The 14,232-nt window shown below is 32.9% G+C and carries 12 protein-coding genes and 4 tRNA genes; 2 read left to right on the top strand and 14 right to left on the bottom strand.

All coding sequences use genetic code 11. The features are described 5' to 3' along the window. Positions 1–128 precede the first annotated feature (128 nt). Positions 129–608 carry an S-ribosylhomocysteine lyase gene (locus CS063_RS00210; RefSeq protein ID WP_099447707.1) on the top strand — a complete coding sequence of 160 codons (480 nt, stop codon included), beginning with the start codon at positions 129–131 and terminating at the stop codon, positions 606–608. A 38-nt stretch (positions 609–646) separates the two neighbouring features. Here CS063_RS00210 and CS063_RS00205 read toward each other — a convergent pair whose 3' ends face one another. The 10 genes from CS063_RS00205 to CS063_RS00160 form a co-directional block, all read right to left on the bottom strand. Continuing rightward, complete coding sequence (locus CS063_RS00205) at positions 647–1,996, bottom strand: MATE family efflux transporter (protein WP_099447706.1); 1,350 nt, start codon at positions 1,994–1,996, stop codon at positions 647–649. 67 nt (positions 1,997–2,063) lie between these two features. After that, positions 2,064–3,461, bottom strand: coding sequence for a hypothetical protein (locus tag CS063_RS00200; protein ID WP_099447705.1), 1,398 nt, complete (start codon positions 3,459–3,461; stop codon positions 2,064–2,066). A gap of 72 nt (positions 3,462–3,533) precedes the next feature. Then, entirely contained in the window at positions 3,534–3,686 is a 153-nt protein-coding gene (locus CS063_RS00195; RefSeq protein WP_099447704.1) for a YfgJ family double zinc ribbon protein, read from the bottom strand. 17 nt (positions 3,687–3,703) lie between these two features. Beyond that, the gene (locus CS063_RS00190; protein WP_099447703.1) at positions 3,704–5,674 is read right to left on the bottom strand and encodes a fructose-1,6-bisphosphatase; all 1,971 of its coding nucleotides are present in this window, start codon (positions 5,672–5,674) and stop codon (positions 3,704–3,706) included. 21 nt (positions 5,675–5,695) lie between these two features. Beyond that, a complete protein-coding gene (ispF, locus tag CS063_RS00185) occupies positions 5,696–6,169 on the bottom strand; it encodes a 2-C-methyl-D-erythritol 2,4-cyclodiphosphate synthase (RefSeq protein ID WP_099447702.1) in 474 nt (157 codons plus the stop codon). A gap of 127 nt (positions 6,170–6,296) precedes the next feature. After that, a complete protein-coding gene (locus CS063_RS00180; protein WP_099447701.1) occupies positions 6,297–6,482 on the bottom strand; it encodes a YjfB family protein in 186 nt (61 codons plus the stop codon). Positions 6,483–6,635: 153 nt separating this feature from the next. Continuing rightward, a tRNA-Val gene (locus CS063_RS00175) sits at positions 6,636–6,707 on the bottom strand. Positions 6,708–6,744: 37 nt separating this feature from the next. Continuing rightward, positions 6,745–6,818, bottom strand: a tRNA-Asp gene (locus CS063_RS00170). 11 nt (positions 6,819–6,829) lie between these two features. After that, positions 6,830–6,902 (bottom strand) — tRNA-Trp (locus CS063_RS00165). A 15-nt stretch (positions 6,903–6,917) separates the two neighbouring features. Further along, a tRNA-Asn gene (locus tag CS063_RS00160) sits at positions 6,918–6,989 on the bottom strand. A gap of 125 nt (positions 6,990–7,114) precedes the next feature. Here CS063_RS00160 and CS063_RS00155 point away from each other — a divergent pair. Continuing rightward, on the top strand, positions 7,115–7,561 hold the full coding sequence (locus tag CS063_RS00155; protein WP_099447700.1) for a hypothetical protein: 447 nt from the start codon (positions 7,115–7,117) through the stop codon (positions 7,559–7,561). A 3-nt stretch (positions 7,562–7,564) separates the two neighbouring features. On the opposite strand, the gene CS063_RS00150 is transcribed toward CS063_RS00155, so the two are convergent. The 4 genes from CS063_RS00150 to dprA all read right to left on the bottom strand — a co-directional run bounded on the left by CS063_RS00150 (position 7,565) and on the right by dprA (position 14,211). Then, a complete protein-coding gene (locus tag CS063_RS00150; RefSeq protein WP_099447699.1) occupies positions 7,565–9,625 on the bottom strand; it encodes a methyl-accepting chemotaxis protein in 2,061 nt (686 codons plus the stop codon). Between the two features lie 185 nt (positions 9,626–9,810). Then, positions 9,811–11,448 carry a Na/Pi cotransporter family protein gene (locus tag CS063_RS00145; RefSeq protein WP_099447698.1) on the bottom strand — a complete coding sequence of 546 codons (1,638 nt, stop codon included), beginning with the start codon at positions 11,446–11,448 and terminating at the stop codon, positions 9,811–9,813. Positions 11,449–11,814: 366 nt separating this feature from the next. After that, positions 11,815–12,867: a ComEC/Rec2 family competence protein gene (locus CS063_RS00140; protein ID WP_099447697.1), complete on the bottom strand. Its 1,053-nt coding sequence runs from the start codon at positions 12,865–12,867 to the stop codon at positions 11,815–11,817. 189 nt (positions 12,868–13,056) lie between these two features. Then, entirely contained in the window at positions 13,057–14,211 is a 1,155-nt protein-coding gene (dprA, locus tag CS063_RS00135) for a DNA-processing protein DprA (protein WP_099447696.1), read from the bottom strand. Positions 14,212–14,232 lie beyond the last annotated feature (21 nt).

Here is a 14,232-nt window from a genome sequence, read left to right as displayed (position 1 = left end):
ATCTTCTCTCATGTTATCAGACTAATTCTATGAAATCAAGGAAAAACTCATTATAACTGTACGTTCCTCTTTTTCTAGTATATAATAACAGCAGAATCATTCCATTTTTATAAAGGAGCGTATGTATCATGAAAAAAATTGCAAGCTTTACTGTAAATCATTTGGATTTATTATGCGGTATTTATACGTCTAGAATAGATGTTATAGGTGAAAGCCCTCTAACAACTTATGATTTACGTATGAAAAGACCTAATCTAGAACCTGTTTTAAATACGGCTGAAATGCATGCTATCGAACATATCGGAGCTACTTTTCTTCGTAATCACCCTACTTTTGCTGAGGAAGTTATTTACTTCGGACCCATGGGTTGCCGCACAGGCTTTTACCTTATCTTAAAAGGGAACCGTTCTTCTAAAGACATTGCACCACTTGTTACAGAAATGTTTGACTTTATAGCTAAATTTGAGGGAGCTATTCCTGGCGCTTCTGCTAAAGACTGTGGGAACTACTTAGATCTCAACTTGCCTATGGCAAAATACGAAGCAAAAAAATACCTAGAAGAAACCCTACTTAAGCTTACTGATAAGAATTTAAATTATCCAGAATAAATTTATTCTCTACCACAAAGAGCGACTCGGCTGAAACTTCAGCTGAGTCGCTCTTTGTCATTTTTAAACTCTCTCACTATTAAGATACCAATTAAAAGAGTGGTAATAACATCACTCGTCGGCTGTGCTGCCCAAATTCCAGTTAATCCCCCTATTTTTGACAGAATAATGATAATGGGAATAAGTACTAACACTTGCCTTAGAAGACTCAGAAGCATAGCAATCTTTGCCTTTCCTATTGCTTGAAAATAGTTGGCTCCCATAATAGGAATAGCAACAATAGGTAAGCTCAGTGAATAAATACGTATCCCTGGTACAGCTAAAGCCTCAATGGCTCCTTCACTATCAAACATCCGGACAAGCACAGTAGGCATCGCCTGAATCCCTATGAAACCTACTATTAAAATAATGGTTGCAGAACCCATAGCTAATAGCAATGTTTTCTGTGAACGTTCAAAATGTTTAGCACCATAGTTATAACCAATGATCGGTTGTGCTCCTTGGTTGATTCCAAAGATGGGCATTAGTACTAACATAATGATTGAAGTAATAGTCGTCATGGCTCCAATAGCAATTTCTTCACCTGTCGCCTTTAGTGCATTATTCGTAATTACTTGTACCAAGCTAATACAAATTTGCATGGCAAAAGGTGCTGCACCAATAGCAAAAATCCCTTGCACACGCTTTAAATTTAATTTTAAATAGCCACTTTTAATTTTTAAATGAGAAGGTCCTTTTGTAAAATAATAAAACCCAATAATAGCTGAAACTGCCTGTGAAATAATGGTGGCAAGTGCTGCTCCACCAATCCCTTTGTCTAAAATAAAAATAAAAACTGCATCTAATATAATATTTAGTACACAACCTATAATCATCGTTAAAGCAGATATTTTAGGATTTCCATCTGCTCGCATAATACTTGTAAAGACGAAGGCCATGATGTTAAAAATGGTTCCTACTAAGAAAAGGAGGATATATTCTCTACCATATTGCAAGGTGTTTTCACTGCCTCCAAATAAAAGCAGTAAATCACTCGCAAAAAGTAGACCCAGTACCATTAAGATGATTCCTACAATAATGGAAAGCGTTGTTGCATTACCTAAAATACGTTCTGCTTCTTCTTTATTCCCCTGCCCTAACTTAATAGATATACTAGCTGTTGCACCTAGTCCTATAAGCATAGCAAAAGCTAATAAAATAGTTACAATAGGCATTGTAATGCCTACACCTGTAATAGCCAATGCACCTATATCTGGAATGTTACCAATAAACATACGATCCACCACATTATATAGAGCATTTACAATCATTCCTATAATGGCTGGGATGGAGTATTTAAGTAATAGCTTGCTAATAGGCTCACTACCTAGTTCTTGTTGTCTATTCATTTTATATCCTCATATTCTTTCTAATGTCTTGTTATATACTTACTCGCATATACACTTTTAAAATTTATTATATACTAGGATTTCCTGCAAATTGTTCTCCTAACTCCTTCTTTAAATATCCCATTATTTCTTTACTTGCTCCATAGTATAAAACAATAAGCCTTCCTTTTTTATATAAATGAGTATTTCGCGTACTACTTATAAGTTTATCCCCCAATCGTGTACCTAATGGATTAATAGCTTGACTTATTTTTTCCATTTCCTTTGTACTCGCATACTCATAAACGAGTATGCTTTCTTTACCTATTTCTAATTCTTCTCGCATAGTAGTAAACACAGATGAAAAATAATGTGCTTTTTGAACCACATGTACCCCTTGTTTTTCTAGCCCTTTTACAAAAGCAATATAATCATAATTTGCATCCCATTCTACCTTATAACCTTCCTTTAATTCCTTGGTTTCTGGTAAATAAGTATAGTGTTGCTCCTTATAGGCAAGTTCAAGTGTTCCTTCCTCTGTCCATTTCCCTTCTAAAATACCTTGTTGTGGGTCTTCAAAACTTATTTTAGAACTTATATTTCTCCATTTTTCATTTAAAGCTGAAAGTTCTACATCTTGTTCACCATCATTTGAAAAAAGCGTTTGGGAAGTCGCATAGTAAGGATACTTTGTTTCTTGCAAGGAAATAATATAACTATAAAACTTCTCCTTTCCTTGTAATCCAATCCATGCATATTTGCTATCTTGTGATAAAACAATATGCTTCACACCTACTAGATGCTCTTCATCCTTCCATACAAATAGCTCACTTAGCTTATTATCCTTTACTAAATAAACCTTTTGTCCACCCCCTAGCTGGGTTTCAAAAAAACGTGTAAATACTAACAGGCCCTCCTTTGTGCGTATTAATCTGCTTTCTTCCTCTGGTTGATTGCTTAGAACATTAATAGCAAATCGACTGGCTGCACGCACCTCTTCATAGGGAGTCTCCTGCTGAAGTTCAGCTAAATGAATCATAATCTCTTCTCTAAAACCACTATTATAAAACTCAATCAAACGATAGGCACTATACCACTGTACATAAGGATTGTCTTGTTTTAAGCCTTGAATAAAAAGCTTATATCCATATTCCTTCACCAGTTCCTTACCTAATCCTTCATTAGGCACAAAGCCTGAACTAAAAGGTTCTGTATTCCAATCCTCTGCTAAAGGAAATTGTAGTACAAATAAATCTGTTACTGCACTATCCGATTCTTCCTCTTCTACATCTAAGGGAGCATAAAAAGCTTCTATTGTCTGCTCTTTCCCTGCATTTTGTTCCACTAACTCTGTCTTGACTTCTTTTTCTGTTTCCATTTGAGTTTGTAGAAAGGATAACACTACTAATAACACTCCACCTACTAAAAGAAGAACGACTAGCTCTAATGTATGTCGTGTATTTTTTAAGCGTACCATTTTTTTCATTTTTACGTTCCCCCCTTTATATACACTCTTTACCTAAAAAATATATATCTATTTCCCTCTTAGCTTCCCATTTTACTCTTTTTTTAGTTCTTTTTCTTCCTTTTTTATTACCTTTTTACTAGACACTAGCCTTTTGCAATGTTTACAAAAATAGTTACTTGCACCGCAAGCAGCTATCATCTCTACTTCTTTATTACAAGTAGGACAATAATATTTTTTACTCATTTGTTTACCTCCTTTTATTAAATCTCTTTCTCTTTAAGAAGACCTAAACGATAATGTTCAGTTAGTAGCAATAGTGCTTCTATTTGAGCCATGATATCCTTACCTATATCTGTGTCTGCTACGCGTTTACGTTTATAGACATATTCAATGATATTAATCGAAGTAACAATATCTTTTTCTGAAGAAATAGCCTTTTCAATTCCTTCAAAAGGCTCATGTGAAGCAAGTTGCAGTCCCCAAGAATTATAAATTAATGTATAACCTGCTATACCTGTTACCTTTTGATAAGCCTTTGTAAATCCTCCATCAATGACTATAATCTTTCCACCTGCTTTAATAGGTGTTTCACCGTGTTTAACCTGTACAGGTACATGACCGTTAATAATATGAGCTTCTGATGCTCTTATACCAAACTCCTCTAAAATCCTGTTAGCTAAATCAATTTCATTTAAATAACGATAATATGCATTTTTATTTTCTACTGCACATTCCTGGTCTTCTTGTATAAAATATCTTTCGAAGGTACTCATTTTATCTTTCCCAAATAAAGGGGAATTTTTACCACACCATAAATACCACATCATATCTTGACCTTTACGTCTTAACTCGTTATCTTGTTCATTAAAATACCCTTCACGTACAATTTCTTCTAGTTTATCTAAATAACCTCTTCCCCAATAAGTTTTCCCTTCTAATTCCACCTTTTTAAAGCTACCATCTTCTTCTAATAAGATACATCCATGATACATTAAATTATCATTGTATATTTTATACATACTCCCTTTAGAAAAGATAAAACGCACATGTTCTTGAAGTTTGGAGCTTTGAACAAAAGAAGTAATAAGTCGTTCCACAACCTGTTCTTCTTCCGCTGTTAATACATAAGGCTCTCTTGGATTAATTGTCGGAAAATCAATGTTTTTAAGTTGATAGTTTTTACCTTCTATTTCGATAGTATTATTACCATAATTAATTTTATGTAATAAATCACGCTCCTTCATAGAAGGGTCAAAGCATCTCTCAATTAATCGATGTTCAAGCTTAAATTGGATAATCGTAATAGCTTTATGCATAAGGGCAATCATCTTACTACTATCTTTTTGAACCGTATCCATTCCTTCCATATGTGGTAAAAAGCCACTATAATCTGTTTCTTTATAGTACTCTAGAGCAAAGCTTGCAAGTGGTAACAAATTAATCCCATATCCATCTTCTAACGTCTCTAAATTCGCATACTTACAAGCATTGCGAATAACATTAGCAATACAGGCACCATTTCCAGCTGCAGCTCCCATCCATAAAATATCATGATTTCCCCATTGTATATCAATGGAGTGATAATTTTGCATCGCATCCATTACCCAGTCTGCTCGTGGTCCTCTATCGAAGATATCACCTATAACATGAAGGCGATCCACTGCTAAACGTTGTGTCAAATAGCAAAAAGCACATAAAAATTCTTTTCCTTTATTAAGATCAACAATGCGCTCAATAATTTCATTATAATACTTGTCTTTATTAAATGTATCAATTTGCTCATTAAGAAGCTCTTCCATAATATAGGCAAATTCTTTAGGTAAAGCTTTTCTTACCTTGGAACGCGTATATTTAGAGGAAATCACTTTGCATAATTTTATAATACGAAATAAGTTTAAACGGTACCAATCGTGCATATCCTGTTCTTTTTTGATAACTTGTTCTAACTTTTTCTCAGGATAATAGATGAGCATAGCTAAACTACGACGCTCTTTCTCTGAAAGTTCACTCATGAATAATTCATCAATCTTAGGTTTTAAAACACCTGAAGCATTTCTTAAAACGTGAGAAAATGCCTCATATTCCCCATGAATATCTGATATGAAATGCTCTGTTGCCTTAGGCAAGTTAAGTATAGCTTGTAAATTAATAACCTCTGTAATGGCCGCATCAGCTGTAGGATATTGCCTTCCTAAAAACTTAAGCAGCTGTAAATTAAGCTTTTCCGACATCTTTTCTCTCCCTGTATATGTTTATTGCTCTACTAATACAATGGCTTGACTTGCTATGCCTTCTTCACGCCCTGTAAACCCTAACCCTTCCTCTGTAGTTGCTTTAATATTTACTTGTTCCTTCGTGATTTTAAGCGCTTTAGCAATGTTTTCTCTCATTGTATCTATATATGGAGCCATTTTAGGACACTGTGCAATAATAGTAGCATCAATATTATTAATAACTACTTTTTTTTCTTCTAATAAGTATCCAACGTGCTCAAGTAATAAAACACTTGAAATGCCCTTGTATTTTTCATCTGTATCTGGAAAGTGTTTTCCGATATCACCAGCTGCAATAGCACCTAATAAAGCATCCATAATAGCATGTACTACTACATCTGCATCTGAATGTCCTAACAATCCTTTTTCATGTGGGATTTCTACACCTCCCATAATAAGTTTTCTATCCTCCGCTAAACGGTGTACATCATATCCCATACCTATTCTTAACATGTATTCATTCCTCTTTTCTTGTGTATTCTTCCTTTATAGTATTCCTCTCTGATTTTATTCTATTACCTCTTCTAAAACTTATAGTGCAAAAAAAAGGACCTTTTATTGGGCCCTTTATACTTTTTGCTTATACTCTCTCATCAAAATTCTGACCTAAGTAAGGCTGAACAGATGCTTCCATACTTTTCATCATATTAATAAGGCCTGCACCCTTTTCCTCGGCTCCATCTAGTGATTTCTTAAGTAGTGAAAGGCCTATTCCTTCGTTTAAATTCATTGAAGGCATATTTACATTTGTTCCTGCAATATTCATCCTAATCCCTCCATTTTATCACTTTTCTTTCCTATTTAAGCCTAACTAACCTCTTATTTCATTCTAAATTATTTCTTAACCCCTGTCTAGTCTTATTAGACTTTCTATATAAAAAAACTGCCTAGCTACTGAAGTAACTAAACAGTTTTAAGATGGTCGCTATAGGGCTCGAACCTATGACCCCCTGCTTGTAAGGCAGTGCTCTCCCAGCTGAGCTAAGCGACCTTGTTTATACATTTTTAAGTTAATTGCTTAACTTAAGCGACCCAGAAGGGACTCGAACCCTCGACCTCCGCCGTGACAGGGCGGCGTGCTAACCAACTGTACCACTGGGCCAAACTTCTAAGCAGGGGCAGCAGGACTTGAACCCACGACATTCGGTTTTGGAGACCGACGTTCTACCAACTGAACTATGCCCCTATACTCTCAAAAAAACTCCCCGAGTAGGGTTCGAACCTACGACCCTCCGGTTAACAGCCGGATGCTCTGCCGCTGAGCTATCGAGGAATGTAAATGTATTATAACAAAGCCACTGACTCATGTCAACATTTATTTTTTTCTTACTTGTCCCTTTTTTCGCATATAATTTTCTCCTTTTAATATACATATATAAAAAGCCAAGGAGGTTTGTTATGCTACATACAGTAATCTGTTTAAAATCTTATGCTTCTGAAAGTATTGTCTTAAAAAAAATATATAAGACAGCATTACCTCTTGCTATCGTACGTGAACTTGCTCTTATTGAAAAAAGAGATTGGGTTCTTTTTCGCGATTCTTCCTACTCTACTTTTGGTCATTTTATTTACCACTATTTACCTCATTATCCTATTTTAAAAAATTACATCAATAAAAGTAATTCAAACTTTGAATTTATTTATGAATTCATTACTGACCAATCTTATCTTGATGCTACTCTTTGCTACGCACACGGTCAACGTATTTCTTTTAAAAGCTATAAAAAAAGCGTTCACAAAAAAGCTTTTCATGAACGCTGGCTGATGATTGATGGGGTTACACAACATACACTCATCTTCTTTGATTATGATTTTAATCCTATCCATTATAGTACTTCATTTTAAACTTTACTTAAATTTTGCGTAGGCTCCTTTTAATTCATTAATACTTTTTATAAGTTCTAGGGTCATTTCTTTAATTCTTTCAGAATGACTTGTTTGCTCTTCACTTTCTGAAGTAACCTCTTCTGAAATACTAGCTGCTTGTTCTACAATCTGTGAAACCTCTCTCATTTGCTCTTCTACTTGCTGCTTCTGTTCATTCACTTGTTTTAGTAAAAGTGTTGCCACTTCAATTTTTCTATCCACATTTTGCATTTTCTCATCAATAGCCGTAAAAATATCTCGAGTAGCTCTTGCTATAGGCTCTTGCTCGTTAAACACCTGCTCTGCCCTAGCTAATTGTTTTAAGGTTTCATCTTTTTGCAAATGAATATCTTTTACAATACGTGCAATATCTTGTGTTGCTAGTTGAATTTGACTAGATAGATTTCTAACCTCGCCAGCTACTACCCCAAATCCCTTACCTGCTTCCCCAGCTCTTGCTGCTTCTATATTTGCATTTAAGGCCAAGAGGTTAGTCTGCTCATTAATCTGAATAATAGTACTTATAACCTTGTCAATATTATTTGCCTTTTCCCCTAAAATCGTAACTTGTGTGCTAATTAAATGACTCATCTCTAGTGTTTCTTTAGTTTGGTTACAAAGCTTACTTACCTTTTCCTTTGTTTCACTACTCATCTGCATTGTTTGCTTAGATGCTTCATGTATATCCCTTACTGTTATGTCTGTATCTGCAATATGTTTGGAAAGCTCCTCTATAATATGTAAAGATTGACTAATTTGATCACGCTGTTCCCCTGCACCAATTGCTAAACTCTCAATAGCTTGTTCTACTCCTTTAGCAGATTCTGCCGTATTGGAAGCTACTTGCTCAAGAACATTAGAATTTTGTTCTACTATATTTGTCACATGAGTGGCATCTAAAATAAGCTGCTTAAGAGTACTTATCATATTTATAAACCCTATTACTAAAGCATACGTTTCTTGATTAGAGATTTTAATTGTCTTCTTGATCTTTTCTTCTATATTTAGATTACCTTGTTCAATATCTTTCATAAATTCAGATAACTTATGAAGAGGTGATGTCACCTTATTACTAAAGTAAAGGCTTATCGTCATACAAACAATAGCACATATTAATATAATCATTCCCATAATCAAAAACGCACTTTGTATATCCTTCATCAATACTTCTAAAGGAGCATATATAATAGCCTGCCAACCATTGTCCAAAATCGAGAAACTAATAAGTGCCTCATTTGAGGTCCATGTATCTGTAGTGATACCTTTTTCTTGCATTCTTGCATAGGCTACTTTCTCTTCTTCCCCAAAAGTATATTTATTTTCTTCATTATTACTTGCTACACTATGCCCTTCTTGGTCAACTAATCGTACTAAAATTTCTGGTTCTATGCTAGCTAAGCCAACAGCATCAGAAAAATTTGTATTTTTTAGTAATCCTACTACTATCTTGGAATCATCATTGGGTACAAGCTTTGTTCCTACATATACTCTAGAAGAATCATCTACATCTTGTAGCCAAAAAAACTCATCATAAGGCGTTTGTTTAACCATTGTGTAAAAATAACTATTGGTAAAATCATTACTTACCTTTGAATCTCCATTATGTGTTTTATAACTTAACTCATCATTTGTAAACAAATAAATTTCTTCAATGATCTTTTGACTCGATAAGAGATTTCCAAATTTCTTATCGATAGAAACCATTAAATTAAACTTCTCATCAGGTGTTAATTTTGTATACAACGTATTAAACCTAACAAATTCTGTATCCTTAACTGCTGTACCTAAAATCTTTTCAGTCGCTTTAAAATCCTCTTCTAATTTACTTTCTAATTGTTCCATTATCTTTTGAGAGTACTTTGCTAATGTTACTTTCGTTGAGTTATTAACAGCTACTATACTTACACCACTAATAACAAGACAAGGGATTAAACTCATTATAAGTAATATAAAAATCATTTGTATTCTCAATTTAACGCGTTTAGATGAAACTGAGAGTTTTTTTTCCTTATATAATTTGTTTTTTTGCCTTTTCACCTTCATGGTTTTCCTCCTTTGGGCAATATATCCATATCATTCTTTCTATTATCATACCATATCAGCAAAATGTTATAAATAGTTTATTAATTTATTTTTTATTTTCATAAATTTTATTATGTTTATAGAAAAAATAAAAAGACCTATTAAAAAATATCTTATTAAATATTTTTCAATAGGTCTTTTCAAGCTTATAAATTTTCTATTACACCATCTTTTATGAGAAGCAAAAACACCTTATAAATATGGTCTGCTATTCTCTCCATATGATTGAGAATATCTACAAAAACTACACCTGTTTCCACATCACATAATCCATTTTCTAAACGAATAATATGGTTATTTACACCTAAGTCATATAAATAATCTGCTCGTTCCTCTAATGCTGTTATCTGAGTAATTTGTGTTAAATCTTTATTTTGAATACTATTAATAGTTAAATCAATCATTTGAATAAGAACCTGGTGAAGAGCTTTAATATCTACCATAGATTCTTCGCTAAATGTCAGCCGCTTATTGATCTTAGTTTCTATATAAACTGTATAATCGATAGTATGATCTCCTGCCCGCTCAATATTATTGATACAATTAATAAAGGTGGGAATCATAAAGGAATATTTTTCAATAAGTTTTTCTTTGGAAATCTCTACAATATAAGAAGTTAATTCTTTTTGTAATGTATTCAGCTTTTCTTCATCTCTTCGTACCTCTCCTAATAGATCTATCTGATTATTATAAAAAGCCTCCATAGTACAATTAATCATATTTCTTACTCTTTTTAGAGCAGAAACATTCTCTTTCAATACTCCCCTAAAAGCTGCTACAGGTGTTTGAATTAAAAGCTTATCCAATGGCTTGTAGAAATTATCTGAAGTATCACGTATTATCATTTCTAGAAATTTTACATAATACTTATTTATAGGTAAAAAAACAACTGCACTAAGTACATTAAATACTGTATGAGAATTAGCAATTTGAAGAGCAATATTATCTGAATTATTAAATGTCAATGTGGTCCACTTGATAATTTCGATAAAAGGTCCAATAAATAAACCACATATAATCACCCCAATAATGTTATATAGTGTATGTGCCCATGCTGTTCGTCTAGCATTAATATTTCCTGTAAGACTAGCCAATTGAGCTGTTATACAAGTCCCAATATTATCTCCTAGCATAATAGCTATAGCTCCTGGTAAAGTAATAACACCTGCTTGCCCTAGCATAAGCACTAGCCCCACTGTTGCACTACTACTATGTACTAAAGCAGTAGCTATAGCTCCAAGTAAAATACCAATTAGAGTGATTGAGGCATAGTTCTGGAAGAAATAACGAATATTTTCATTAGTTCTTATAAAAGGTACTCCATCATTTAATAGCTTAAGGCCTAGAAACATCATTCCAAACCCCATAATGGCACTCCCTATATTTTTTAGAGTATCCTTTTTTGCAAAATAAGAAATCAAAAATCCTAACCCTATAACAGGAAGAGCTATCTCTGTTAGCTTAAATTTAAAACTAAAAGCCATTAATTGAGCTGTTATTGTCGTCCCTATATTCGCTCCATAAATAATTCCTACAGCTTGACTTAGTTTCATAAGCCCTGCGTTTACAAATCCTACTGTCAAGACAGTAATAGCTGTACTACTTTGAACCAACACAGTGGTTGCTATCCCTACCAAAAAAGCACTCCATACATTACCCGTTAAAATGGATAAAATACGTTGCATAAGTTTACCTGATGCCTTTTCCAAACCATCTCCCATCTTGTCTACACCATACATAAGTAGTGCTGTGCCGCCAATTAAACCAAAGATAAACTCTCTCACATTCTGAGCCTCCTACTATTTAATTACTTTTACTAAAAAGTAGTCCTCCTCATTATAGCTCATGTTTAAAAGTTAATATATTGATTATTTCAAATAATTCATTCAACTTTTTTATAGTTATTATTTATTGTATATATAATAGTTCACTAATTAATATACTAAAAGAGGTTTAATATATAGACATCACAAAAAACCACCATGCTAAAGCATGATGGTTTTTTAATAGCGGAAGTCCGCAACAATTAATATGTACAACCTTTATATATACCGCTGCATAGACATACGTAATCTCTTTATAATAAAAAACAAACCATACCCTTTAATGGCTATGGTTTGTTTTTTATGCACTTAAATAATTATTATGCTCTATGGCTTGCATTTATCGCAAGGTGTTAATCCTTTTGCTTTAGCATCTTTAACTGTACTTTTTATTTTGCTAGAACTCAAACTACTACATCCGTCTTTGTGATACTTTTTACCTGTTTTTGTTATATAAACTGTGCTATCTGTAGTTGTTGTATTATTTTGAGTTATAGTAGTAACTTGTTGCATTGCATTTTTATTAGTATCTACCGCTGTAGTTGTGTTAATTTTTATTTCTTTTCCGTCTGTTTTTAGTATTATGCCCCCATTAATGTCTGTTCTATAAACTTTAGCTTTATATTTGCTTAAAGTATCTAACGTTTCCTTGTTTGGGTGCCCATATTTATTATCTTTACCGCAGCATATTATAGCTACCTTAGGTTCTATAGATTTTATAAAAGTGTCACTACTTGATGTTTTAGAACCGTGGTGCCCTACCTTTAATACATCAACTTTTCCAATTTCCTTCAATGGTAGAACTTTTTCAACTTCCACACCAGCATCACCATTAAATAAAAACTTTTTTTCTCCAAATGTATAGAGCATCACAAGCGATCTATCGTTTACGTCTTTAGATTGTGATTTTTGATTATAAAACTTAAACTTACCTTCTCCCAATGTAAATTCAGCATCTAATGGAACGCTTGGCTTAATATTTTTATTAATAGCAGCATTTACAAAATCTTTGTATGTTTTAGTATCTGCACTACCATTTCCTATTAATACTGTTCCTATTTCAAAATTTTTGATAACTGAATCTAATGCCCCACAGTGGTCTGCATCAGGATGTGTCAATACTACATAATCTAGCTTTTTAACATTTTGTTCTTTTAGATATGCTACTAAGTCTTTTTCATCATCATTCTCAGCACCATCTACAAGCATCATTTTTCCATTATCTTTAATTAATATGGCATCACTATTTCCAGTACTAATAAAATGAATATCTACATTCTTTTTTTCTTGTGATACAAGATTAGATTGTGTTGTAGCTCCTAAACACGAGCCTACTAATAACACAATAGTCATTAAAAATGTTATTAACTTATTCCTCATGTTTTATCCCCCTTTACTATTCAGTCTTATTATACTTAAATTTTAAAATATTTAACAGTTTTACTTTGATTTTTGTCAATAAAACTAACCTATCTATCTGTTTCTGATCTAGATTATACATAAAAAGACCACGCTCCTTTTTAGGAGTATGGCCTTAAATATCCTCTTATAAACAAAAGATATCTTTCTTTAGCCTTGTTCTTTCTTATACTGTTCTGCTAATGAAAGTATTACAGCATTAATTACATCTTTATTGGATAAATGATATTTAGATAAATACTCTTTATAAAGACTATATGTCTCCCTATCTACTTTAACACTAGAGGTACATGTATCATCTGAACTCATGATACTAAATATTTGTTGAGGATAGATGTTTATGTTATTAATCATTGCAGAAGCATTATTAGCTTTTATTCTTTTTAATTTCTCTTTATTCTTTAATTTATATCCTAAATTATAAACTAATAGATCATAGGAATTAGTAGATGGAATACCTATAGCTTTATGGGTTTCTATCAAATATGTTAATCCTTTTGTTGTATCTGTTATTATTGAGGGCTTTGGACAAAATACTGGTTTATTTTGCTCTATGCTAAAATTAACTGTGTGTATAGTACCACTTTTCTCTTTACACTCAAAAACTAATAAGCCTTTAGCCAATCCACTTATTATTCTATTTCTATGTACAAATCTAAATTTATCAGCTCTTGTTCCAGGTGGATATTCACTCACTAATGTTCCACCGCTATTTATAATTTTCTCGGCTAAAAGCCTATTACTTTGAGGATAAATATAATCAAGACCATGTGCTAATACTGCTATGGTAATACCCTTGCTCTCTAAACATACTTTATGAGAGTATGCATCTACTCCCTCTGCCAATCCACTTATTATTGTAAATCCTTCAGATACCAAACTTGGTACTAATTTAGTAACAGCGTTAACTCCAAACTCTGTAATATCTCTTGTTCCAACACACCCTATACTTTTATTATGCGCCTTAGAAATTTCACTCCCTTTATAGTAAAGTACCACTGGTGGATTATCTATTTCCTTTAGTACTTGAGGATATCTCTTGGAGTTAATCGAAATACTTTTTATACCTAACTCCTTACATTTGTTTAAAATATTTCTAGCTTTTATTATAGAAGCAACTAGTTTGTCCTTATCTTGAAATAGTTTTAAATACTTATTCAAGTCCAAATTATATCTAAACTGAATGTCTAAGTACATTCCTCTGAAGATATCTTTTATATCTGTTTCTGACACTATAGCAACTAACTTTGCAATATCATTATTGGATAACCCAAGCTCTACCAATGCTATTATATATACTTTCATATCCTCCCTCTTCTCCCTTAA

The sequence above is a fragment of the Sporanaerobium hydrogeniformans genome (genome assembly GCF_002735925.1).
GTDB classification, from domain to species: domain Bacteria; phylum Bacillota; class Clostridia; order Lachnospirales; family Cellulosilyticaceae; genus Sporanaerobium; species Sporanaerobium hydrogeniformans.
This window is presented reverse-complemented; position numbering and strand designations above follow the sequence as displayed.